This is a genomic window from Serratia sp. CY37869, from assembly GCF_052168895.1.
Classification (GTDB): domain Bacteria; phylum Pseudomonadota; class Gammaproteobacteria; order Enterobacterales; family Enterobacteriaceae; genus Serratia; species Serratia ureilytica.
This window is the reverse complement of the sequence record NZ_JBJNLU010000001.1, coordinates 2,024,126-2,047,252: the sequence shown is the minus strand read 5'-3', so window position 1 is coordinate 2,047,252 and position 23,127 is coordinate 2,024,126. Positions and strand designations below refer to the sequence as shown.

Here is a 23,127-nt window from a genome sequence, read left to right as displayed (position 1 = left end):
TATACTGCTTGCTGATCAGTAGCGCAAGCAGCTGGTCTTTCCTCTGCGTAGGGTTGGTCCCCTGCGCAACCTGATGATTGGGTTGGTCCCCTTTCATCCATCTCCCCGAGATGTAAACCCGGGGTAATTAGCCCGCCTCGTGCGGGCTTTTTACTGCCTAAAATTTGGTGCCGGTCTTTCCCGGCTGTCAGGCTGGTCAGGCCCTTGGTCTTTCCTCGATTGCCGCGTTAAAAAATGCCCCAAGGCTCGGGGCCAAATCTCACACAGCATGGTCTTTCGGGTTGTGGTGGCCGAGAACAACGCCCCGAAGTTACGACCACCACGTTTAAATCCTCTGCCGCGTATCGCCCGGCTGGCGGAACATTTCTGAACAACCGCTGCAGTGTTAGTGCGCTGTTGATGGAATGAATATTAGTTTTGAGCATATTCAAGGTCAAGGGGAAAATAATACTAAAAATAATATTTTAGTTAGGCGTCTGAAAAATAAGGATAAAAAAATCCCGGAAGTCCGGGATTTGGAGGGGTTACTGCTTTCTTGCTGCTAGAAGTTCTTCGAAGAGACGATCAAAGTCTTTAGTTTTTTCTTTTAATTCAGATAAATGCCGCTCTTTCTCGCTTTGCGGTAGACGCTCATACAGGTCTATGAGTTCTGAATATTCAGGCTTAAGTAATCTCCAGCCAGGGGCCGCGTAATCCTCGGTATGAGATCCCGATTTCCTGATGTAATTCATCATTTCAGCCAGGTCGGGGCGGATATCTTCCGGCTTAACACCAAGAAGAGCGGCAAACTTCAACGTGGCATCTGTATTTAGCGGTATGTTTCCGTTCAGGTAATGGCTAACTGTAGCCTGCGTGCTAAATCCAAGGGCGTCCGCAGCCTTCTCCTGGGTAAGGCGCAGGGTAATTTTTTTCTCGTCCCAAATCCTCTTGAGGCGACTTGCTGCCTCAATCTCAGCAGCGTCAAGCAGTGTCTTTTTTCTCATATTGCCAATGTTATTCGCAAAATTAATTATCAGCCAATCGCATTACTATTGACACGCGGATATTATTAAAACTAATATTCGAGTAAGCCATCGACACTAGGAGCCGATCATGGATTTAAAGTCCTTTTTGAAAGATTCGGGCGTAAAGCAGAAAGAATTCGCCGCGCTCGTTGGTAAAACCCAAGGGTATGTAAGTCGCGTTGCAACTGGGGAATGCTTGTTGGGTGGCCCGGCAGTTTTGATATGGGCAGCAGCAACAAAATTCCAAGTTACACCTCACGACTTGCGACCAGATATTTATCCCAAACCGACAGATGGTTTGCCTGAACAGACAGCAGCTTAACAACCAACCCCACCGAAATCTGATTATGCGTAATCGGGTTCGAGCGACAGGAGACGCGAAGTGGAAAACATCGAAAAACTGAAAAACGAGATCTTGAGCTGGGCGGCGGAGCAGGGGCAGGAACACGTTGCCATCGAGATCACCCGCGCATGGTTCCAGCTCGGCACCGACGGCGGTCGGGTTCGGCTGTATCCGATCGAAGATGAAACAGGCGCCGCCGACTGGCGAGCGATCAACACCAACCGGCAGGCGATTTTCCGCCACATGCGCAGCGAGTCGAAAGCCGCGCGTGAGAAGGTGGAGGAGCTGGCCGACGCCATGCTCGCCGCGCTGCCGGCGGAACGGCGCGCCCGACTGGCTGGCCCGACTCAACAGTATTTGCTTTCGGTGGCCATCCGTGAATTTGCCGCCGCGATTATCGCAATCCTGCTCGGCGCCTGTGACACGCCGCAACGCATTGCCGGCGCACTTGTCGCCCTGCAGGAAACCCAGCGCCTGACCAGCGCCGCGTAAAAATTTTGTACCGAGGAAAGACCAATGCAAGCCAACCACATCACATACCGGAACGGCTGGCGCCTGAATGGCATGCCCGCCGACGCCGCAGAAATCAGACCGATCTTTGAAGATCGCCAGGCTGCCGCGCATGCCGTCTGGGAACAATACGAGCAGGGCAAGGCCGCGCTGCGTGAAGAAAACTTATCGCCGGAGCAGTACCAGGACGCGTGCCGCCAGCTTGCAGACTCGCTGGGGATCTGATCATGAGCATGGAAATGATGGTGCGGGCCATGAAAATCAAAGTCGGCAACCCGCTGCGCAAATTAGTGCTGTTGAAACTGGCCGACAATGCCAGCGATCAGGGTGAATGCTGGCCGTCGGTGCCGTACATCGCCGAGCAGTGCGAGATCTCCGAACGCTCGGTGCAAAATCACATTCGACAGCTGGTCAAAGATGGGCTGGTGCGCATTGAAAAACGCCTGGCTGAGAACGGACTTAATCGCTCAAATGTTTACCACATCACCTTATCTGGCAGTGGTGCAAATCCTGCACCCTATGGTGCAGCTCCTGCACCAGGTGGTGAATCTCCTGCACCAGGGGGTGGTGCAGCTCCTGCACCCAGAATCAGTCACTCTTTTGAATCAGTCAATGAACCGATTGATGGTGGATCAGCTGGCGCTGATCACCCTGAACAGCCGCAGGCCGATCGGATGGATTATCAAAAAATCCTCGAAGCCTATCACGCTACGCTGCCGGAAATGGCGACGGTGCAGATCCTGACGGATACCCGTAAGCGCACGCTGCGTAACTTCTGGAAGAAATTCAAGTTCAACGAAACCCGCTGGCAGGCATACCTGCAGTTTATCGCCGAGAACTGCCGGTGGATGCTGGAAGACCGGCCGAACGGTCGCGGTGGCCTGTGGCGCCGTAAAAACTTCGACTACCTGATCACTGAGCGCTGCTATGTCGCCGTGAAAGAGGGCCGCGCAGATGATCGATAACCTGCCGGCCGCGCCGTACAACATCGACCTTGAGCAGGCCATTCTCGGCAGCCTGATGCACAACACTGAGCACGACAGGGCGGCGATAGTGTTCGGCCTGCTGAAACCGGAATCGTTCTATCTGGCGGCGCACCGGATAATTTTCACCGAGCTGCGCGCGCTGGTGAACGCCAGCCGACCGACTGACCTGATCACCCTGAGCGATTCACTCGAGAGCAAGGGCGTACTGGAGCAGGTAGGCGGATTCGCGTATCTGGCGGAAACCGGCAGGAATACCAGCGTTCCCGCGATGGTTAGCTATGCGCATGCCGTGCGAGAGAAAGCCGTTCTCCGCTACGCGCTGGAGAAGCTTTACGCCTGCGTTGAGCTGGTAGGCGCTAACAACGGCATGGATGCTGCGAGCAAACTCGCCAGCGTACAGCAGATGATCACCGCGGTATCCGACCATGCGAGAACCGGCAAACGTGGCGGCTTGCGTGTGGCGGGGGAAGTGATCGGCGAATGGGTGGATGAAATGGATCGCCGCTTCCAAGACCCGGACAGCGCCGCCGGCCTGACGCTGGGGATCGAGAGCCTCGACCGGCTGATGTACCCGAAACAGGTGCTGCGCGGCGCGCTGGTGGTGGTGGGGGCTCGGCCAAAGATGGGCAAAACGGCGTTCTACAACAAAGTTGGCGCGCACTTTGCGCTGAACCATCGACTACCGACGCTCGTTTTCAGTCTGGAAATGACCGACCGGGGGATCATCGAGCGAATGGTCGCACAGGAAGCCCGCGTGAAGTCCGAAATTTTCTACGTTGGCGCCCACGACGACAGCGATATGGCGCGCGCCATGGCCAAGGCCACGGAGCTGGCTGAGTCAAACCTGATGATCGACAGTACGCCGGGCGTAACGCTGGCGCACATCGTGGCGGAGTGCCGCAAAGTGAAGCGCCAGCGCGGCACGGTGGGGCTGGTTGCGATCGACTACCTGACCCTGATGAAAGCCGAGGAAGCCGAGCGCCGCGATATTGCGTATGGCGATATCACCACTGGTCTAAAAAATCTGGCCAAAGAATTGGATTGCCCGGTGCTGCTGCTGACCCAGTTGAACCGCAAACTCGAAGACCGTGCCGACAAGCGCCCGGTGCCGAGCGACAGTAAGGACACTGGCCAGATCGAGCAGGATTGCGACGTGTGGATTGGCCTGTACCGCGACGCCGTATACACCAAAGGTGCAGACCAGCAACTGATGGAAGTGATTTTGCGCCTGAACCGCGAGGGTGCTACTGGCACCGCGTATGCACTGCTGGAAAACGGATATATCCGAGACATAACTGACGAGGAGGCCGCGCACCGGGCGCAAGCTGGGCAAACGAGAGAGCGGCGTTACGCCGACAAGAACGAAGCGACAAAGAGTTTTTAACCGGCGCCTGACCAGCGCTTGAAAGACCAAAACGAGGAAAGACCATGAGCACTATCAACGAAATGATCCGCGATAAGCGGTTTGTGATGGATGACGGCTGTGATCACCTGCCGGCCATCATGGACAGAATCAACCAGGCAGCTCGCGCCCGTTCCCGCGCGCCGTACTGCCCACCGCCAAAACCCCAGCGCGTCGCCCGGCCGGCAGCCGAATCCGGCCCGATCGTCAAAATCGGTGACCGTATCAGCTACGGCCGCCGGGTGATGACCGGTATCTACGAGCTGCAGCGCCTGGGGCGCTCCCCCGAGTGCATCGCGCTGATGCTCCGCATGCCCCTCGATCGGGTGCTGCACATCCTGAAGCCTATAACGCCCGTACGCCGCGAGATACAGAAAAGCGTGGCAAGTGGGCTACCCCCACGCGAAAAAGACGTCATGCGCCGTCTGGCGGCCGAATCGAGGGCATAAACCATGGCCGGGCAATCGGACTATCTACCACCCGGCCTGCCATTCAATCGAGGCAACTGGACGCAGGAACAGCGCGATTTAGAGCAGTTCGACCTGCGCGCCTGTGGCCTGGTACGCGACTTATTCGCGCGGAAGATCACCCGCACAAAGGTGCTGGTGGCGATTGAAGAGGCGCCGGAGCAATACCGGGAACATTTCAGAGCACGCCTGAATTACTGGCGTGATCGCAGAGAGGGGAAGGGGCAATGACACATTTCAAAGGCCGGGCGATCAACAACCCATGGGCGGCGCTGTTCTATGCATGCGCGATTTTCTGGGCTGCTGTTGCGGTGACTGTCGCGCTGGTGGTGCTGTTATGAGCATTTGGCCAACAGAGGTTCAGCAGTGCGCATCGTCCGTGCTGCCAGTTCACGCGTTGAGCGGCGATGAACAGCAGGGCGTCCTGCAGAAAATTAATCAGATGTTCCTCAACCGCGTCAGCCCGCAGGAAATCCAGAAAACGGCGCACGCTTGGGCGCGCCAGAAACAGATCGTTGATTTCCGCCCTGATGTGGAAAACGGGCTGGTGGTTGTCGGGTTTGCCGGCGGCGGGGGCAGCTGCGAGGGCATCAAGCAGGCGCTGGGTTTCGAGCCGCATATCGCGATGAACCACAACCCGGTGGCCATGGCCATGCATGCCGTGAATCACCCGCGCACGCTGCACTACCCGGAAGACATTTTCAGCGTTGATCCGAAGATTTCCACCGGTGGACTGCCGGTACTGCTGGGGTGGTTCTCGCCTGATTGTCGCCACTTTTCAAAAGCGAAAGGCGGCACGCCGGTCAAGAAAGAGATCCGCGGCCTGGCGTGGGTGGTGCTGCGCTGGGCGCTGGCGGTGCGGCCGCGTTACCTGATGCTGGAAAACGTCGAAGAATTCCGCTCATGGGGGCCGCTCAAAGCCGACAAAAAAGGCAATCTGTTCCCGGATCCAGCGTACACCGGTGAAACCTTCAAGGCGTTTATCGGCATGCTGAGCAGCGGTGTGGCTCCAGATTGCCCGGCGCTGGCCGAGGCATGCGAATTTCTTCGCATCGATATCGACAGCGACGACGCCTGCCGCCTGGTGGCAGGTCTGGGTTATAACGTCGACCACAAAGAGCTGCGCGCCTGTGATTATGGCGCGCCGACCATCCGCAAACGCCTGTTTGTTGTCAGTCGTTGCGATGGCGAGTCCGTTGTGTGGCCGGATCCATCCCATGGAGCGCCGGACAGCGCCGAGGTGCTGGCGGGGCAGCTGCAGCCGTACCGCACTGCTGCTGAGTGCATCGACTGGTCAGTCCCAACACGCAGCATCATGGGGCGCAAAAAGCCGCTGGCCGACAACACGCTGCGCCGCATCGTGAAGGGGTTGAAGCGCTACGTTATCGACTGTCCAGATCCGTACATCGTCCAAATCGGGCAAACAGGGTTCGGCGGAGACGGCCGGCAGTATGCCACCGGCACACCGCTCACAACGGTCACAAGCAAAGCCGAGCACCTGCTGATCGAGCCGTTCGCCGTGAAGTGCAATCACACGTCCAACCGAACCAAATACGATTGCTTCCGGGGCCAGTCTGGCCGCCTGCCTCTGCAGACGGTCACGCAAACCCATGGTTTCGCCGTGGCGGCGCCGGTGGTTGTGCGCCAGTTTGGGAACAGCACCGGCCAGCGCGCCGATGCGCCGGTGGGCACGATCATGCCTGGCGGCGGAGGCAAAACGCAGCTGGCCAGTGCGGTGCTGGTGGGCGCTGGCGGCCCGACATATTCCGGCAAGCCGCGCAGTATCGGCGCGCCAACGGCGACCATCCCGACGGAATCGCATACCGCAGTGGCAGCAGCCCATTTTATCAAGCACTACGGCGGGAACTACACCGGCGCCGGGCTGGGAATGGACGAGCCAATGCACACGGTGACGCAGGTCGATCACCACTCACTTTGTACGTCGCACCTGGTGCAGCTACGTGGAACATGCAAAGACGGGCGGCCGACGAATGCGCCAGCGTCAACGCTCACCGCTGGCGGAAATCATATTGGCCACGTGACTGCGTACCTGCAGAAATACTACGGCAACGAGAAAGACGGGATCGACGTCGACGCACCGATGCACACAGTGCCGACGCATGATCGGTTCGGCCTCACTGAGGTGAAATGCGAGCCAACGCTGATCACCGACGACCAGCGTTATAACGCATGGTGCTGCGCGCGGTTGATGGACGAATTCAGCGACGATCCGGACGACAGTCACTTGTTCCCGGCGCCACGCCCGCAGTTTATCCAGGTCGGCGAATACATGGTGGTCGATATCTGTATGCGCATGCTGGAACCGCGAGAGCTGTATAACGCCAACGGCTTCCCGCGCAGCTACATCATCGATCAGGATATAGACGGCACCCGCTGGCCTAAATCGGAACAGGTTGCGCGTTGTGGTAACTCTGTGCCGCCGCCATTTGCTGAGGCGCTGGTGCGGGCGAATATGCCGCAGTATTGCGTTTGGAGGATTGCCGCATAAAGCAAAATTTAAATGATTAACTTTTAAATTTGCAAATTTTATTAATGTGGCTATTTTGTATTCTGAATTACTTATGTGAGATAGCCATGAAACAAAATCCATTTTCATTTTACGACTTCCTTGGGTACCTGATACCTGGTGCCTTATTTTTATACATACTCTATTTCGGAGGGGAGCATTATCACTGGGGTATAGCTACCGAGGCTAGGGGATATCTTTCCCAAAACAATAATTCACTTGGTGAATTATTAAACTTCTTGCCATTGGTTATATTATCATATGTGGTTGGTCATTTCTTAGCCTTGGTGTCATCTTTCATGGTTGAGAAATACTCTAACTGCAATAATGGCTTTCCATCTCAATATCTGATTTCTGGAAAAGGGAAAGGATACTTTTATAATGCTGATATTCTGTCAAAAACAGGTAGGATTATGCTTTGGTTAGCAATTTTGCCAATATCTTTACCAGATGTTTTTACGCACTGGAAATTCAGACAAAATAAAGAAATGGATACGCGTCTTAAACCTATCGTTTTTGAATTCTGTCTTGAAATATTGAATAAGAAATTTAAGATGAACACATCAGGTATGAGTAATGATACTGGGGTGGATGGGGATAGCTTTAGGCTGATATACCATTACGCATTCGAAAACTCTGAAGCACACGCGTCCAAATTACAAAATTACGTTGCATTGTATGGTTTCACAAGAAATATAGCTATGATATTTGTTATTGTTTTTTGGATGCTGATTTTCCTAAAATACGGGATGGATGTCGGTATAGGATTTACTCCGATTTTTACCTCTGTTGTTTTGGCGTTTGTTTTCTATAAGGGATTTGTAAAGTTTTACAAGAGGTATACTTTAGAAGCCATGATGGCAGTATGCGCCATTGCAACTAGAGAGCCTAAATAAGTTGTAAAGACAATTCGTTATTTGAATGATCTGTAGCCCAAAGCGCTTTTTCGTTCTTTGGGTTTTTGTTTGACGCTTCGCACAAAAATAACAACTGTTTATTTGTACAGCATTTTGATGCAATATACTTGCGGTACATAATAAAGAGACAGTTAATTGATTGATATTAAAGATTTAGTTAAATCATTGCCCGGCACCGGAAGAATGGTTATCTCCTGCGAAAATGGAGTAATAACCGGCATCCGCGTAGTTAAGGACAATGAGCACATAGCATCACTTAACGTGTTGATTGATTTGGCAAAATCCGCAGGTTATTCGGTTGTAAGACCTGATGGAAACGCGCTATAATTAACGGGCTGGACTGAACACCCAGCCCGTTCGAATTCTGAGCAACTGCTGCGCTACTGGAGATTATCAATGGCGCAGTATTCGTACATCAAAGCAGCAGGTGATCTGCTGGTACCCGCAACCAGGGATGCCAGGGATTTTCTGCGATCCAAAAAAGTCGGCTCTGTTTTATACGCCGATTTCAAACAGGCCAGAAACCCGGTATTTCACCGCAAGCTGTTCTCGTTGCTGAATCTCGGCTTCGACTACTGGCAGCCGACCGGTGGCGCCATATCCTCCGCAGACAAAGTGCTTGTGAATGGGTATGTAAAATTCCTCGCATATTACGCCGGCGGCGAAGATGCGCTGCAGGCTGCTGCCGATGAATATTTGGCTGATGTGGCCGATAAGCGCGCCGGAAATATTAGCGCTGCCAAATCCTTCGAAGCGTTTCGCGCCTGGGTAACCATTCAGGCCGGCTTCTACACCGAATTCATCATGCCTGACGGAACCACTCGTAATGAGCCAAAGTCGATCTCGTTCGCCAAAATGGACGACATCGAATTCGGCGAATTTTATAAAGCCGTCCTTGATGTGCTCTGGAACTACATCCTGTTTCGCACTTTCCCCGATCAACAGTCTGCAGAAAACGCGGCCGCCCAGCTGATGGGGTACACGTCGTGAGCAAATTAACCAAAGAGGCTCGCGGTCGAGAATGCCAGGTGCGGATCCCCGGAGTTTGTAATTTCAATCCAGAAACCACTGCGTTGGCGCATTACCGCCTGGCGGGCACCAGCGGAACGGCAATAAAGCCAGATGATGCACAGGGCGCCTGGGCCTGCAGTAACTGCCATGATGCGATCGATACTCGTACAAAAACTGAATATGAACGTGAAACCCTGCGCCTTTACCACGCCGAGGGCGTATTCCGTACGCAGGCCATTTTGAGAAAGGAAGGTAAATTATGAATCTCGAGTCGGCAGTAAAATACTTCTCACCGAAATCCCCGGTGCTGGGGGACTCGACACCTGCAACGGCTTCGGATTCTTTAACGATCAGCGATGTTATGGGGGCGCTGGGTATGTGCCAGGCTCAGGCGCAATTGGGCCTGTCGGCGTTCTTGGGAAAGGTTGGCATCAGCGAGGATGACAAGATAAAGGCAGTTGTTTTGTTGGCTCGGCATAGTATTACGCGCTGCGACAAGGTTGCAGCCATTCGCAAACTCCCGGGCGAGACCAAAGCTCGGGTGGTACTTACCCTGGCGGCATTCGCCTTCCTGGACTTTTCCCGGAGTGCTGCCAGCGAGGTCCCATGCGACGCATGTGATAATGGCTTTATCGAAGAGCGGAAATTTGTCATGAACAAGCTGGCTAAGGCCCACGACACTGTCGACAGCTTCGTGCGCGGAGATTTGCCGGCATCGATTACGCAGATGGATGGTCGGGAAATGCGGGTGAAGCACGCTTTTTATGAAATCACCCGCAGGGTGTGCCCAAAATGCAACGGCAAGCGGATGATAAAAACGGCCTGCAATGACTGCCGCGGTCGTGGAGTGGCCATCGACAAAGAGGAGTCAGAGCGCCAAGGAGTACCGGTGAGGAAACCCTGCAAACGCTGCTCAGGGCGGGGATACGAACGAATTCCCTCGACCCAGGCTTATAGAGCGATAGCGTGTATCACTGAAAGTATCTCATTAGACACTTGGAAAAAATCGGTGAAGCCATTCTATGACGAGATGATCACCCAGTTGGATATCGAGGAGTCGTGGGCAAACACGGCGTTACGGACAACGACTGGATGACAAAATAGCGGGTTATTTTATCGTGAGCTATTTACTTTTCCCGAAACTGTGGTAGTTTCTCTCTAACGATGGGTGTTTTGCGCCTGACGTTGACAAGCCCGCCTCTGTGCGGGCTTTTTGCTATGTGGAGGTTAATATGTAAAGAAATATCAATGGGTATTGTGTGGTTATGCTGACTGCATTAGTATTCGCGCCTCGGCCCTTTAGCTCAGTTGGTTAGAGCGCGCGACTCATAATCGCTCGGTCGCTGGTTCAAGCCCAGCAAGGGCCACCAAACCGCCATTAGCTCAGCAGGAAGAGCAACGACCATTAAGTTGTAGGTACGGGGTTCGAGGCCTCGATGGCGGACCAATGCGGTCATCGTATAATGGCTATTACCTCAGCCTTCCAAGCTGATGATGCGGGTTCGATTCCCGCTGACCGCTCCAAACATGACGCCGTAATGCAGGTTGCATTTTTTGTTCAGACGCCACCACCTGGACAGCGGACAGCGGACAGCGGACAGCGGACAGCGGACAGCGGACAGCGGACAGCGGACAGCGTAGTAAAGACTATGCTGTCACTTCACTCACTTTCCACCTTTATATCGAGACTAATATTGGTTATCACCATAAAGCGCTGGTGGCAAATTCGAACGCTTAAGCGTCAATGGAGCGATGATCGGTCGCCGCGTAAGGCGGCTATTAAAAAAGACTGGTTCGGTGTGTTGGAGGTATTTCACTTTGAAAGAAGCTACATGGAAATCAAGCGGGGAGCGCGTCTCATTGCCTTGAGCTGAAAATGAAATTTCTGGAAATCGCCAGGCTTTTTTGATCACAACAGTTAAGAGTATTGCAAGCGCTGGGTTTTATACAGAGCGGGAGCATGAGCAGCTATCGGGCGGGCCTGAGAAACCTAATTTGCTTGATAGCTGTTGAATAATGCAGTGTTCTTATCTGTGTGGTGCAACTCAATTCCCGTTTGCGGGTTAGATGGATAGAGTAAAGCATCAACCGGGCTATCTGGCAGGGAAGGCATGATGCTAATGCTGATCCTGAATGCGGGTTCGAGTCCCGCTACCACACCACATTCAAACCTCGCCATAGTGCGGGGCTTTTTGCATTTCAGCCCCAGCCAACGGACGACACACACGGCTCCCCCTCTTACCGGCTGTGTTTACGGCTGCTGGCTGAACTCTTTCAACTGTGGCACTCCCAATAAAAAAAACACGCTTCATAGTAATTCGTTATTAAGAAGTTTAATCATAGTCGTCTACAATGTGCGCCCATTCTTCTTGAGAAACATAAAGTTAGGTAAAATGAAGATTGAGCTGAATAAAAGTCGTAAAGAAAGAGTTTTTCATGCAGTTCTATTCGAACTGTTAGCAAATGTTCTAACTGCTTGTTTTGTCGCATTTGCCTTACAAGTTCCCCTGATCCAGTCCGCATTGCTTTCTGTAACCTCTGCTTTGACAGCAACCATCTGGAACTACATTTTCAACAAATTTTTTGATGAGTTTCAGAATAGATATGGGTTTGAGCGGAGTTTCATGGTGCGTGTAGCGCATGCAGTGACATTTGAGGTTGGGCTGATTGTTTTGTTAACGCCGATGGCAATGATTCTGCTTGGGCTGCCTTTAGTTCAGGCTTTCGTTGTTGAGATTGGATTAGTCCTCTTTTTCCTGCCTTATACGATCATCTTCAACTGGTGTTACGACTACGCTCGTTGGATTTTGGTGACTAAGCGCGAGCCTACTAGCTAAGAGTATCGTATTTAAATTTCCGCACATTTTTCAATGTGCAATTGAAAGCCACCGGAAGGTGGTTTTTTTGTTTTTATCGCCCGGTACCGGGACAGATCCCCGGAAGGGGGAAAGGTGAGATCCATGCCGGAAAAAATCGCAGATAGCGCCACGCATGGCGGCTGGCTGGTAGGCCTGTTGCTCGGGGCAATAAATTATTTCTCGCCCAGTGAGTGGATGGTGATCGGCATTTTTGTCGGCATCTTCAGTTCCGTTATTGGGTGCATCGTGGGTATTTGGTTCAGGTGCCGGCGAGAAAGGTTACTGAAAATGTACCTCATTGACCGCTCAAACAAGAACATCAGCGCGCGGGACGTTGACCTGTTAGGGGGCGAGTAGTGGCTTCGATAAAAACCAAACTCAGCGCCGCTATGCTGGCGTTGATTGCTGCCGGCGCATCGGCCCCGGTCATGATGTCGCAGTTTCAGGAAGAAAAAGAAGGTCAGCGCCTGACTGCATACCAAGACGGTGTCGGCATCTGGACAATTTGCGGCGGTGTGACGATGGTCAACGGCCAAAAGGTCGTTAAGGGGCAGCGCCTGAGCGCTGAGCAGTGCAAGCAGATTGACGCAGTCGAGCAGAAAAAGGCGCTCGATTGGGTGGATCGCAACGTCAAGGTAACGCTGACCGAACCGCAAAAAGTCGGGATCGCCTCGTTCTGTCCGTGGAATATCGGCCCTGCTAAGTGCTTCACATCCACCTTTTACAGAAAACTGAATGCCGGCGACCGCATCGGCGCCTGCAGAGAAATCCGTGGCTGGATTTACGATGGCGGCCGAGATTGCCGTATCCGTTCGAATAACTGCTACGGGCAGATCGTAAGGCGCGATCAGGAAGCCGAGCTGGCTTGCTGGGGATTAGACAAATGAGCGCCTGGCTCTTAAAACTGGCTGGCGGGGTAATGCTGCTCCTGCTGGTGGCGTCAATTTGCCTCGGCGGTTACAGCTCGCTGTTGTCGCACCGGTTGGAGCTGGCACGCCAGCAGACTGCAGAACAACAGAAGACGCTGGCGCAACAGGCAGGACTGATCACCACACTGCGCGCGGATGACGCCCGTAATCGCGCAATGATGGCCGAACAGCAACGGAGAGAGCAGCAGCTGCGCCAGCAGGGCGAAAACTACCAGAGGAAATATCGTGAAGCAATCCAGAATGATGCCTGTGCTGCTCAGCCTCTGCCTGCCGCCGTGCTTGAGCTCTTGCGCCCGGACACCGGAACAACCCCCGGCGCCGTTAATCCTCCTTCCCCCTGAATCTGTATTCACTCTATGTGAGCAGCCAGAAATGGCCGGCGACACATGGGGCGACGCCGTCGGCTATACGCTGGCACTACAAACCTCACTGAAAATTTGTGCCGGCAGAGTTGCCACGCTGAACGCCTGGCGGGCCGGCTTACTGGAGAAAACGAGTGAAAAAAAATGATACTGACGTGCTGGCTGTTCTGCTGGTGGGCGGTGGCACCATTGCCATTGTGATCGGTCTGGGCTTGTTGTTCTCCTGGGGTATGCTGGCCGCGTGGAATCTTTTGGCGTCATCCGCTGGCTGGGCGTCCATCGTGCCAATTAACTGGGGAACGGTATTCGGCCTGATGCTGGTGATCATCTTCGTGCGCCAGCTGCTGCTGCGCCGCAAAAAAGAGTAATGCACCCAAAGCGCCGAGCCGTCGCCGTTCTCCTGCCTTAGCCACGACCCGGGCTCCTCACGGTGAGCGGGTGGGAGAAATCAAATACGGTTAATAACCCGCGAGCTAGGGGGCGGTCATAGCGGAAACATCAGCCGTGGTAGAAGAAACGGTGTGACAGCCGGAGAGACGGTAACTAAAATCACCTCGTCAAAATCGTGAGGTGAAAATGGACGCTGATTTAATTTCTTATGAGTCGATGCTGGCGGCTCGAGACTCAGCAAATTGGGCTTTTTGGGGCATGGTTGCTGCCTTTTGCTCTACAGGGGTCACACTTTTTGCTGCAATTGTTGCCTATCGGGCCATCAGTGTTTGGAAGTTGCAAGACAAGGCAGTAGAAATAAAGAAACTCAAATTATCTGTTTTTCGGTTTCAGATGAAAATTACCTTTTCAAGGAATATGTTCGCTTCATCTAATAAACCTCAGCATCAAGTCGATGAAGCATTCTCAATTTTAAAGAGTCTTGACGAGGTTTATGAGGGGACGTTAACTTTCCATAACAAAGTTTTAAGGAATCAAGCATCTGAAATTTATAATGAAATATCCCTGCTAGTTTATGATTACCTGCAGGGTAAGATTAACAATGAAATTATAATTGATAGAATAGTTGAAATTAGAAAGGAAGATAAGCTGCTAAATACTTCTTTGTAGAGTGCTTGATGTTAATAATGTGATGTGCTGGCATCGATTGAGGGTTTAAGGGGTGCTAACATAAATAATCCCATCAATCGGAAGGAGTCAGAAATGCTAGATGGTTATTATGGCCCCACTGCAACTCGAGAGCAGCGGAAGAGAATTAAAGCTGTAGATGCTGCATTAGAAATTGCAAAGGCATCTGTTGGTTCTGGTGACAATGCTCATCAAGTAAAGCTTGATCTCGCAAACGTAGCTGAGAGCATTGAACGTTTGGCTGATGCTATACAAGATGTCTTAGAAAAGAGAGTTTAAACTAAACCGCCTCCGGGCGGTTTTTTATTGCCCATCACAGAGCATCTATCCAGGTGCTGCGTAATGCGCAAGCAAAGCCACAGGCGACACCCACCGATCACTCAGATCATGGTTGCCCGTGGCTTTTTTATTCACGGAGAACGTTATGGCAAAACCGGAAGAAAGCGGCCTTGAGCGCGATTACTGTGCCGGTCAACTTTCTCTCCGCGACCTGGCACAGATATACAGCCTCAGTGAGGGGGCAATTAGGAAGCGCGCCAAAAAGCATGGCTGGGTACGCAAGGGAAAGAGCGGTACGCAAAAAGGTACGCAGGTACGCAAAAGCGGTACGCATAATGGAAAGGTGCGTACCAGTCCCAAAGCCAACATAGAAGCAGTCGCCCCGGATAATGACATCAATCCTTATGCCGGTTATGGGGATGACGATACGCCAGGCCTAGACCCGCGCAAATACGGGTTAAACGATATGCAGTGGCGTTTCGTGAATGAGTACCTCATCGATCTGAACAGGACGGCGGCATACAAACGTGCGGGTGGGAAGGGCGAAGGCAACACGGCCTATGTCAGCGCCAGCCGCATGTATAGAAACGCTAAGGTGAATAGGGCAATCAGCGACGCGCTGGCTGCTCGCGAACGTCGCACCCAGATCACCCAGGATGAAGTCTTGAAACTGTGGTGGGACATCGCTACCGCCGACGCCAACCAGATCACCGAGTACCGCCGGTTGTGCTGTCGCCATTGCTGGGGCTTTGGGTTTCAGTACCAGTGGCGTGACGCTGTTGAGTATGAAGAGGCGAGCGAGAAGGCCAAGACAGCGAAGAAACCACCGCCGCGAGACAAAGGTGGCTACGGTTTTGACTCCACGCTGGATCCAAACCCTGATTGCCCACGTTGCAATGGTGCCGGTGAGGGCCGCGCCCACTTCCACGACACGCGTGATTTAAAAGGGGCTGCCCGCCGCCTGTTCGCTGGCATCAAGGAAGGTAAATTTGGTATTGAGGTGATCACCCGCAATCAGGACGACGCACTGAAAATGGTTGCCCAGCATCTTGGAATGATAAAAACCAAGACTGAATTGAGCGGTCCTGATGGTGGCCCGGTTAAAACCGAGAGCGTCAATATGACGACGGAAGAGGCTGCGGAGTTTTATCGGAAAATGATGGGTTGAAAAAAAGGGGCGATATTGCACCCCCTTGTATGTGAGCAATTTATTAACCGCGGGCATTTCTGCCTGGCTCATCCTCGGCAACTCGATAGCGCCAGTAAAACCCGGAACGAACCCAAACAACATCATTTCTCGTTAAGTTGAGAAATTCATTCAGGAGAGGGCGTCCCAAAACTTGGTTACCATCTGTATTTTCGGTCAAGTGCGATTCGTCATTATTTTTGATCAGGTAATCAACAACATCATCCTGATAAAGACACTTATCGCGTCGTAGAGCGGTTAGCATCCACTGAGCGACTTCAGCTCTCTCCATTTTCAGCTGATTCCAAAGAAGCTTCCGAGAAATTGCCGCGCTCAAGCTTGCGCCCAGCAAACCATTGACACCAATATGAATATGAGGTCGATGTTTCACTTACTGACTGAATAGTCATGTCTGGACCGCCAGATTTTAATTTAACTAAGTCACCAACATCAAAAGCATTGTTCATAAAAATCTCCTTTGTTAATAAGCACATCTAATATGTGGCTTTTGCATGCAAACATCAACAAGGTCGTTTTCATTATGCCGATACCATTCCCCTTCGACTTCAAAAACCCGGACTACACCCAGGTGTTCGAATGGCGGATGGAACGCCTGCAGCGTATCAGGGCTAATCCTGAATCGCTCCCAATCATGAAGGCCTTTTATAAGGACCACCCGGCCCAGTTCATCATTGATTGGGGAATGACGGTTGACCCGCGCAACGTCGAGCGTGGCTTACCGGCTCGCATCCCATTTCTGCTGTTCCCAAAACAGGAGGAGTGGATCCAGTGGTTTGTAGAGCACTGGCGGGCATCAAAACCCGGCATCACGGAGAAAACCCGCGACATGGGCATGTCGTGGCTGACGGTGGGGATGGCGTCGTCGCTCTGCCTGTTTAATCGGGGCGTTTTCGCCGGCTTCGGCTCTCGCAAAGAAGAATACGTTGATAAAATCGGCTCACCGAAGTCGCTGTTCGACAAAGCCCGTAACTTCATTAGCCTGTTGCCGGTAGAGTTTCGCGGCGGCTGGAGTGCCAAACAGCACGCGCCGCACATGCGCATCCTATTCCCGGAAACCGAATCAGCAATGACCGGTGAGGCCGGCGACGGCATCGGGCGTGGTGACCGCACCAGTTTCTACATCGTGGACGAATCCGCGTTCCTGGAGCGGCCTTATCTGGTTGATGCGTCGCTGTCTGCCACCACCAACTGCCGGCAGGACATTTCAACGCCGAACGGCATGGCCAACTCCTTCGCTGAGCGCCGTCATAGCGGCAAGATCGACGTGTTTACGTTCCACTGGCGTGATGACCCTCGCAAAGACCAGGCTTGGTACGACAAGCAGGTAGAGGAGCTCGACGCTGTCACCGTGGCACAGGAAATCGACATCAACTACAGCGCATCCGTCGAGGGTGTGCTGATCCCGTCTGCATGGGTGCAGGCGGCTATCGACGCTCACATCGTGCTTGGCATCGAGCCAACGGGCGTGCGCATGGGGGCGCTGGATGTTGCCGATGAGGGCAAGGACACCAACGCTTTTACGTCCCGTCACGGCTTCCTCCTGGAGGATATCGACGAGTGGTCGGGGAAGGGCGACGACATTTTTGGAACCGTTCAGAAAGCTTTTAACATTTGCGATCAGCAACTGCTTGATCACTTCAGGTTTGACTCAGACGGTCTGGGGGCCGGGGCGCGCGGCGACGCACGGGTAATAAACGAAAATCGTGAAACCGAGGACATACCAACAATTGTCGCTGTGCCATTCCGCGGTAGCGGAGCGGTATTCGATCCTGAAGGCGAGGCCGTTCGTGGCGATAACGGACGGCCAGCCCGTCTTAACAAGGACTTTTTCGCCAATGCCAAAGCACAGGGGTGGTGGTCACTGCGTACCCGGTTCCAAAAAACCTACCGCGCAGTGACTGAAGGGATGGAATTTGATCCTGACGAAATTATTTCCATCTCTGGGACGATGAAAAAAAAGGACAAGCTGGTTATTGAATTATCCCAGCCCACTTACACGGTGAATGGTGTGGGGAAAATCGTGGTTGATAAAAAGCCTGACGGTACCAAATCACCGAACCTCGCCGACTCGACAATGATCGCCTACGCCCCAATGGAAATGCCTATGCTCATTTCCGACGACTTTTTGGAGAGTATTTGATGTGGCCCTTTAAGCGAAAAAAAACGAGTGACGAGGCGCCGCCAGTGCAGGAGGCGCCAAAATCGCCAGGGATTGCGATCAGCGACGAGATGCTCGCCGAGGTCGGACACAAAAAGCGGCGTGAGTTCGAGAAGTACGAACCGCCGGCCGGTGTTATCCCTGACGATATCCGCAGTGGAATTCTTGCGATGGATGCAACGCCATACGATTCACTGAACGGCAGCTACCCTGACTACGTTTTCGGCGGCTTCCCAGGCTATCCCTATTTGGCTCAACTCGCCCAGCTGCCGGAATATCGCCGGATGGTGAGCGTGATCGCCGAGGAAATGACCCGCAAATGGATCAAGGTTAAAGCGGCCAGTGACGGGGATGAAAGCAAGGCTGACCGCATCGCGCTACTCGTTAAGGCGATGGAGCGCTACAAGGTGCAGGATGTTTTCCGCCTGGCTATTGAGCACGACGGATTTTTCGGCCGCGGCCAGATATACATCGATGTGCGTTCCCCGCGCGGTTTGTCCGCATGGACGGATCCGGAGGAGCTGCAATCCCGGCTGTTCCTGTCCAACAAAAAAATCACACCCGGCTCGCTGGTGGGCTTTCGCGTGATTGAGCCGGTATGGACCTACCCAGGCATCTACAACGCCGATAACCCGCTGAGCGATGATTTCTACAAGCCGGCGGAGTGGTTCGTGATGGGTAAGACCGTGCACGCCAGCCGCATGTTGGATCTGATTTCCAGGCCGGTGCCTGACATGTTGAAGCCGGCCTATAACTTCGGCGGCTTGTCGCTGACACAAATCGCCGAGCCTTACGTCAATAACTGGTTGCGTACCCGCGATAGCGTGGGGGATGTGCTTCATTCCTTTTCCCTGAGCGGCATCAGCACGAACATGACGAATGCGTTAAGCGGAAAGAACGATCCCAACTATGCCAAGCGCGCGGAGCTGTATAACCGCACGCGGGACACGCGCGGCTTGTTGATTCTGGACAAGCAACAGGAGGAGTTCTTCCAGTTCAACACACCACTGAGTGGGCTGGATACGCTGCAGGCGCAGGCACAAGAGCACATGTTCTTTGTCAGCGCGATCCCGTCGGTGAAGTTCGCCGGCCTGAGCCCCACGGGGTTGAATGCCTCGAGCGAGGGCGAGATCAAGGTGTTCTACGACACGATAGCGGCCAGCGCGTCCAGGTTACTCAAGCACCCGATAAAGCGCGTGATGGACATTATCCAGCTGTCGGAGTTTGGCGACATCGATCCGGACATCACCTTTGAATTCGAATCCCTGCACGAAATGACGCGTGAACAGCAGGCCGCCATCCGCAAAACAGAAGCGGAGACGGACCAGATTTACGAGGCCATTGGCTCAGTGACGAATAACGAGGTGCGCGAAAAACTGGCCTCTGATCCGAACAGCCCCTACAGCGGTCTGGATTTAAGCGGGGAGATTGAGATTGACGACGAAGACGACGAAAACTTCAACCTCGAGGAAAGCGCGTCGGAAAAAGACCCTCCGTCAGATCCGACCCAACGCGGGGATTGAGGCCTGGTACCGGCGGCAGCTGGACAGGGCGGTGCAGGAGCTGCACAACAGCACGCTTTATTGGTTGCGCGCCGAATACCGTCAGACCGGGCTGGCGCAGGATGCCTCACCGGCGATCATGATGCGCGATGCCATGCGCAAATTGTCGCGGCGCTGGCGAAAAAAATTCGATGTGCTGGCCGGGAAACTGGCTGAGCGTTTCGCTTCTGATGTGATGAAAAATAGCGACGCGTCGCTTTCCACTGCATTGCAGCAGGCCGGTTTCACGGTGCCATTCAAAATGACGGCGGAAATGAACAACGCGCTGCAGGCGACCATCACCGAGAACGTCAATCTGATCCGCTCCATTCCGCAGCAGTACCTCACGCAGGTCGAAACGCTGGTAATGAAGTCGGTATCCCGTGGGCGTGATCTCGGCACCCTTACCAAAGAGCTGCAACAGCGCTATGGCGTCACCCGGCGCCGGGCGGCTTTTATCGCGCTGGATCAGAACAACAAGGCAACGTCTGCCATGCAGTCGGCGCGCCAGCGTGCGCTTGGCATCCGCCGCGGGCGCTGGCGCCATTCCCACGCAGGGAAAGAGCCGCGCCCCTCCCATGTGAAAGCCGACGGCAAAGAGTTCGATCTGGACAAAGGCATGTTTATCGATGGCGAGTGGATCATGCCAGGCGAAAAAATACGTTGCAGATGTGGATGGGAGGCGATTTTACCGGGACTGGAGTAATGAATGACGACTGAACGACTGGCATTTGACCGGGGTTCGGTACGGCAAATTGATAAGGTCGGACGGCTGCAGGTAGAACGCAGCAACATCAGCAAGGCCAACGTGTGCGGCTATTACGGGCGAGAAATCCCGAATTCCGAGGCGCTGGGACTTGAGCCCGACCGGCTGTACATGCTGTACCGCGACCCCGACGAGCTGCGCAAGGCAGCGAAAACCTTCAATAACATCCCCATCCTTTGCCGACACAAGCCTGATTACCCAGGCGCGCCCGCGCGTGAGCTTCGGGTGGGGACAACGCACGCCAACAGTGATTTTGATGGCACCTACCTAACAAACGGATTGTCGATTTGGGACAACTCCGCCATCGCCGGTATCGAGACCGACGAGCAACGAGAACTGTCATCGTCGTATGCGTACGTCGCTGACATGACCCCAGGCGTTACCCCGGATGGCGTCAAATTTGACGGCGTGATGCGGGATATCGTCGGTAACCACGTGGCGCTGGTCGGTGACGGCCGGGCCGGATCCGATGTGCTGGTATTTGATTGCCTCCCGAAGGAGTTACAAAACATGAAATTAAATCGCAAGGGTGTCGCCATGCGCGCAGCGCTGGGCGCCTATCTTAAACCTCGCCTGGCGCAAGACGCCTCGCCGAAAGACCTCACGCAATTGGTGGGCCAGCATAAACGCCCCAACGCGATCGCGAATGCGGTCAAATCCGCGTTTTCCGGCCGCCTGGCGCAGGATATGGAAATCGAGCCGGCCGAGCTTGCCGAACTGATGGAGGCAGCTGAAGAGGTGGTCGAGCCGGAAGAGAACGGACCAGCGTTTGATACCGAAAACCCACTGGAAAGCATCCTGGCGCTGTTGTCCGACAAAGTGCCGGAGGAAGTGCTGGAAAAAATCAAAGCGGTACTGATGCCGGCTGCGGATGACACCCCGAACGAGCCAGCAAAAGACCCGGTAAAACCAAATCCCGATACGGTCAGCAAACCGGCGATGGACGCGGCTATCAGGCTGGCGGCTGACAACGCCACCAAGGCGGCGGCGAAAAACTTCCGGGCGGTTCGCACCGCTGAAAGTGAGGTGCGTCCTCTGATTGGTGACGTGGTGGCGATGGACTCCGCCGAGGAGGTTTACCGCACTGCTCTCGAACAGGCCGGGATCGATATCACCGACGTACACCCAAGCGCTTACCGCAGCATGGTGAAGTATGCCGTAGAGCAAAAACAGGCCGTCAAGGCGCCGAAACTGGCGCATGACTCCGCGGCTGCATCGTCTTTCGCTGCCGATTTCCCTACCGCCGGCAAACTTAAAAAAGGTTATTAACATGTCAAGATTTCAGACGAGCATTAACCAATACCCGGCTCCGGGTATTGAGGGGGCTTTTGCCAGTAACAACCCGTACACCAGCTATGTGGCCGGTGAGGGGGCATTGGTCACCGGCGCCGACGGGTTAACCATTGGGCGGTTTGCCTGGGTGGTGAAGGGCGTGGCATCGAACAAAGGCACTGGCGCGCCGTCGGGGTTTGTTCCTCGCGATGGCCAGGCGTCAATCGTTGAATGGCTGGGGGCGGCGTCTAATGTGATCCAGCCGGGGCGAGAGTGCACGTTGCACACCGGCGGCGATTACTGGGCGGTTACCACGACAGCGGCCACTGTCGGCCAAAAAGTGTTTGCGTCACTGACCACCGGCGAGATTGCCACCGGTGCCGCCGGCGCGACCATTGAAGGCTTTGCGGAAACGGCATTCTCGGTGGCCAGCGCCGTGGCGGCCAAAGAACGTATCAAAATCAGCACCTGGAGCAAGTGATGAATAAATTTAAGCAGCATTACGCTACCGCCAGCCGCGATTACGGCATCATCCTGCCGGGCGCGCAGGCTTACCTGCCGCCGGAGTATGCGAGCGATTTCGCGCTGGCGATGGATGCGCAGCCTAATCTGGTAACGGTCTCAAACTCCGGCGTGCCGGCCTATTTCACCAACTACGTTGATCCCGAATTAATTCGCGTGCTGGTGACACCGATGAAAGCGGCTCAAATCCTGGGCGAAACCAAAAAAGGCGACTGGACGACGCTGACCACTCAATTCCCAATCGTGGAATCAGCTGGTGACACCAGCTCTTACGGCGACTACAACAACAACGGTATGGTAACCGCGAACGCAAACTGGGTGCCGCGCCAGAGCTACCACTACCAGACGCACACCCGCTGGGGTGAACGCGAACTGGATATGTACGGCGCGGCGCGCATCGGCTGGGCGGCGGAGTTGAATGTCGCGTCTGCCCTGGTGCTGAACAAGTTCCAGAATAAATCCTACTTCTACGGCATCGAGGGCTTGCAGAACTACGGCATGCTGAACGATCCATCGCTGTCGGCGCCGATTACCCCGATTGACGTCGGTGGCAAGTTGAAGTGGGACGATAAGGATGGCGACGCAATTTATAACGACGTCGTCAAGCTGTACAAGCAGCTCGTCAGTCAGACCAAAGGGCATGTCGAACGTACCGACGCGATGAAGCTGAATATGTCCCCGACATCGGAAGCCAACCTGACGAAGACCAACCAATACAAGGTCAACGTTTCAGATCTTCTGCAGAAAAACTTCCCGAATATGACCATCGAAACGGCGGTGGAGTATTCCAGCGACGCAGGTGAAGTGGTTCAGCTGATTGCCGAGCGTCTCGGGGAGAACGACACCGGTTACTGTGCGTTCACCGAGAAAATGCGCGCGCACGCCGTGGTGACGGAGTCTTCAGCCTGGCACCAGAAAAAATCCGCCGGTACCTGGGGGGCGATCATTCGCCAACCGCTGGCTTACGCACAAATGTTGGGGGTTTAAAA

31 protein-coding genes and 3 tRNA genes are annotated in these 23,127 nt (G+C 54.0%); 31 read left to right on the top strand and 3 right to left on the bottom strand.

Features of this window, described 5'->3' with window-relative positions; all coding sequences use genetic code 11:
• Positions 1-524: 524 nt before the first annotated feature.
• A complete protein-coding gene (locus ACJ8J1_RS09915) occupies positions 525-983 on the bottom strand; it encodes a helix-turn-helix domain-containing protein (RefSeq protein WP_195880699.1) in 459 nt (152 codons plus the stop codon).
• Positions 984-1,092: 109 nt separating this feature from the next.
• On the opposite strand from ACJ8J1_RS09915, the gene ACJ8J1_RS09910 reads away from it, so the two are divergent.
• From ACJ8J1_RS09910 to ACJ8J1_RS09790, 25 genes are all read left to right on the top strand, one after another.
• Positions 1,093-1,326 carry a YdaS family helix-turn-helix protein gene (locus ACJ8J1_RS09910; RefSeq protein WP_072269162.1) on the top strand — a complete coding sequence of 78 codons (234 nt, stop codon included), beginning with the start codon at positions 1,093-1,095 and terminating at the stop codon, positions 1,324-1,326.
• A gap of 60 nt (positions 1,327-1,386) precedes the next feature.
• A complete protein-coding gene (locus ACJ8J1_RS09905) occupies positions 1,387-1,839 on the top strand; it encodes a toxin YdaT family protein (RefSeq protein WP_195880698.1) in 453 nt (150 codons plus the stop codon).
• Between the two features lie 24 nt (positions 1,840-1,863).
• Positions 1,864-2,082, top strand: a complete 219-nt coding sequence (locus ACJ8J1_RS09900; protein WP_047568246.1) for a hypothetical protein — start codon at positions 1,864-1,866, stop codon at positions 2,080-2,082.
• A 2-nt stretch (positions 2,083-2,084) separates the two neighbouring features.
• On the top strand, positions 2,085-2,822 hold the full coding sequence (locus ACJ8J1_RS09895; protein ID WP_342183506.1) for a helix-turn-helix domain-containing protein: 738 nt from the start codon (positions 2,085-2,087) through the stop codon (positions 2,820-2,822).
• A complete protein-coding gene (locus tag ACJ8J1_RS09890) occupies positions 2,812-4,227 on the top strand; it encodes a replicative DNA helicase (RefSeq protein WP_342183504.1) in 1,416 nt (471 codons plus the stop codon). Before ACJ8J1_RS09895 ends, ACJ8J1_RS09890 begins: the two co-directional genes overlap by 11 nt.
• Before the next feature lie 44 nt (positions 4,228-4,271).
• The gene (locus tag ACJ8J1_RS09885) at positions 4,272-4,694 is read left to right on the top strand and encodes a hypothetical protein (protein ID WP_342183502.1); all 423 of its coding nucleotides are present in this window, start codon (positions 4,272-4,274) and stop codon (positions 4,692-4,694) included.
• 3 nt (positions 4,695-4,697) lie between these two features.
• Positions 4,698-4,943 carry a hypothetical protein gene (locus ACJ8J1_RS09880; RefSeq protein WP_274851939.1) on the top strand — a complete coding sequence of 82 codons (246 nt, stop codon included), beginning with the start codon at positions 4,698-4,700 and terminating at the stop codon, positions 4,941-4,943.
• A gap of 106 nt (positions 4,944-5,049) precedes the next feature.
• Positions 5,050-7,221, top strand: coding sequence for a DNA cytosine methyltransferase (locus ACJ8J1_RS09875; RefSeq protein WP_342183501.1), 2,172 nt, complete (start codon positions 5,050-5,052; stop codon positions 7,219-7,221).
• An 86-nt stretch (positions 7,222-7,307) separates the two neighbouring features.
• Positions 7,308-8,135 (top strand): hypothetical protein, encoded by an 828-nt coding sequence (locus tag ACJ8J1_RS09870; protein ID WP_342183500.1) that lies wholly within the window; start codon positions 7,308-7,310, stop codon positions 8,133-8,135.
• A gap of 156 nt (positions 8,136-8,291) precedes the next feature.
• Positions 8,292-8,483, top strand: coding sequence for a hypothetical protein (locus tag ACJ8J1_RS09865; RefSeq protein ID WP_342183498.1), 192 nt, complete (start codon positions 8,292-8,294; stop codon positions 8,481-8,483).
• A 69-nt stretch (positions 8,484-8,552) separates the two neighbouring features.
• Positions 8,553-9,146, top strand: a complete 594-nt coding sequence (locus ACJ8J1_RS09860) for a DUF1367 family protein (RefSeq protein ID WP_342183496.1) — start codon at positions 8,553-8,555, stop codon at positions 9,144-9,146.
• A complete protein-coding gene (locus ACJ8J1_RS09855; protein WP_342183494.1) occupies positions 9,143-9,430 on the top strand; it encodes a DUF1364 domain-containing protein in 288 nt (95 codons plus the stop codon). The genes ACJ8J1_RS09860 and ACJ8J1_RS09855 overlap by 4 nt, the downstream gene beginning before the upstream one ends.
• Positions 9,427-10,263, top strand: a complete 837-nt coding sequence (locus ACJ8J1_RS09850) for an antitermination protein Q (RefSeq protein ID WP_172756092.1) — start codon at positions 9,427-9,429, stop codon at positions 10,261-10,263. Before ACJ8J1_RS09855 ends, ACJ8J1_RS09850 begins: the two co-directional genes overlap by 4 nt.
• A 197-nt stretch (positions 10,264-10,460) precedes the next feature.
• Positions 10,461-10,537 (top strand) — tRNA-Ile (locus ACJ8J1_RS09845).
• 2 nt (positions 10,538-10,539) lie between these two features.
• Positions 10,540-10,614: transfer RNA gene (locus tag ACJ8J1_RS09840), tRNA-OTHER, on the top strand.
• A gap of 2 nt (positions 10,615-10,616) precedes the next feature.
• Positions 10,617-10,691: transfer RNA gene (locus ACJ8J1_RS09835), tRNA-Gly, on the top strand.
• Positions 10,692-11,281: 590 nt separating this feature from the next.
• On the top strand, positions 11,282-12,004 hold the full coding sequence (locus ACJ8J1_RS09830; protein ID WP_342183491.1) for a PACE efflux transporter: 723 nt from the start codon (positions 11,282-11,284) through the stop codon (positions 12,002-12,004).
• Between the two features lie 123 nt (positions 12,005-12,127).
• Positions 12,128-12,382: a phage holin gene (locus ACJ8J1_RS09825; RefSeq protein WP_342183490.1), complete on the top strand. Its 255-nt coding sequence runs from the start codon at positions 12,128-12,130 to the stop codon at positions 12,380-12,382.
• Entirely contained in the window at positions 12,382-12,912 is a 531-nt protein-coding gene (locus ACJ8J1_RS09820) for a lysozyme (protein ID WP_213587103.1), read from the top strand. Before ACJ8J1_RS09825 ends, ACJ8J1_RS09820 begins: the two co-directional genes overlap by 1 nt.
• The gene (locus tag ACJ8J1_RS09815) at positions 12,909-13,295 is read left to right on the top strand and encodes a hypothetical protein (RefSeq protein WP_342183488.1); all 387 of its coding nucleotides are present in this window, start codon (positions 12,909-12,911) and stop codon (positions 13,293-13,295) included. Before ACJ8J1_RS09820 ends, ACJ8J1_RS09815 begins: the two co-directional genes overlap by 4 nt.
• Entirely contained in the window at positions 13,195-13,464 is a 270-nt protein-coding gene (lysC, locus tag ACJ8J1_RS09810) for an Rz1-like lysis system protein LysC (RefSeq protein ID WP_422663727.1), read from the top strand. The genes ACJ8J1_RS09815 and lysC overlap by 101 nt, the downstream gene beginning before the upstream one ends.
• Positions 13,451-13,684 carry a hypothetical protein gene (locus tag ACJ8J1_RS09805; protein WP_213928134.1) on the top strand — a complete coding sequence of 78 codons (234 nt, stop codon included), beginning with the start codon at positions 13,451-13,453 and terminating at the stop codon, positions 13,682-13,684. The genes lysC and ACJ8J1_RS09805 overlap by 14 nt, the downstream gene beginning before the upstream one ends.
• 208 nt (positions 13,685-13,892) lie before the next feature.
• Complete coding sequence (locus ACJ8J1_RS09800) at positions 13,893-14,375, top strand: hypothetical protein (protein ID WP_154746956.1); 483 nt, start codon at positions 13,893-13,895, stop codon at positions 14,373-14,375.
• 93 nt (positions 14,376-14,468) lie between these two features.
• Entirely contained in the window at positions 14,469-14,672 is a 204-nt protein-coding gene (locus tag ACJ8J1_RS09795) for a hypothetical protein (protein ID WP_154746957.1), read from the top strand.
• Between the two features lie 145 nt (positions 14,673-14,817).
• Positions 14,818-15,840 (top strand): terminase small subunit, encoded by a 1,023-nt coding sequence (locus ACJ8J1_RS09790; RefSeq protein ID WP_213928133.1) that lies wholly within the window; start codon positions 14,818-14,820, stop codon positions 15,838-15,840.
• Positions 15,841-15,883: 43 nt separating this feature from the next.
• Here ACJ8J1_RS09790 and ACJ8J1_RS09785 read toward each other — a convergent pair whose 3' ends face one another.
• Together ACJ8J1_RS09785 and ACJ8J1_RS09780 are read right to left on the bottom strand one after the other, a co-directional pair.
• Positions 15,884-16,150, bottom strand: a complete 267-nt coding sequence (locus tag ACJ8J1_RS09785; protein WP_099782373.1) for a DUF6953 family protein — start codon at positions 16,148-16,150, stop codon at positions 15,884-15,886.
• A complete protein-coding gene (locus ACJ8J1_RS09780; protein WP_099782372.1) occupies positions 16,137-16,325 on the bottom strand; it encodes a YodC family protein in 189 nt (62 codons plus the stop codon). Before ACJ8J1_RS09780 ends, ACJ8J1_RS09785 begins: the two co-directional genes overlap by 14 nt.
• Before the next feature lie 74 nt (positions 16,326-16,399).
• Here ACJ8J1_RS09780 and ACJ8J1_RS09775 point away from each other — a divergent pair, with 74 nt between their 5' ends.
• The 6 genes from ACJ8J1_RS09775 to ACJ8J1_RS09750 are packed head-to-tail and all read left to right on the top strand — an operon-like array spanning position 16,400 to position 23,125.
• The gene (locus ACJ8J1_RS09775; RefSeq protein WP_342183632.1) at positions 16,400-18,019 is read left to right on the top strand and encodes a TerL protein; all 1,620 of its coding nucleotides are present in this window, start codon (positions 16,400-16,402) and stop codon (positions 18,017-18,019) included.
• Complete coding sequence (locus ACJ8J1_RS09770) at positions 18,019-19,560, top strand: DUF1073 domain-containing protein (RefSeq protein WP_342183484.1); 1,542 nt, start codon at positions 18,019-18,021, stop codon at positions 19,558-19,560. Before ACJ8J1_RS09775 ends, ACJ8J1_RS09770 begins: the two co-directional genes overlap by 1 nt.
• Positions 19,561-19,600: 40 nt before the next feature.
• Complete coding sequence (locus ACJ8J1_RS09765; RefSeq protein ID WP_342183630.1) at positions 19,601-20,284, top strand: phage head morphogenesis protein; 684 nt, start codon at positions 19,601-19,603, stop codon at positions 20,282-20,284.
• Positions 20,285-20,287: 3 nt separating this feature from the next.
• Positions 20,288-21,613, top strand: coding sequence for a DUF2213 domain-containing protein (locus ACJ8J1_RS09760; RefSeq protein ID WP_342183483.1), 1,326 nt, complete (start codon positions 20,288-20,290; stop codon positions 21,611-21,613).
• Between the two features lies 1 nt (position 21,614).
• Complete coding sequence (locus tag ACJ8J1_RS09755) at positions 21,615-22,097, top strand: structural cement protein Gp24 (RefSeq protein ID WP_342183481.1); 483 nt, start codon at positions 21,615-21,617, stop codon at positions 22,095-22,097.
• Positions 22,097-23,125, top strand: coding sequence for a DUF2184 domain-containing protein (locus tag ACJ8J1_RS09750; RefSeq protein WP_038875757.1), 1,029 nt, complete (start codon positions 22,097-22,099; stop codon positions 23,123-23,125). The genes ACJ8J1_RS09755 and ACJ8J1_RS09750 overlap by 1 nt, the downstream gene beginning before the upstream one ends.
• Positions 23,126-23,127 lie beyond the last annotated feature (2 nt).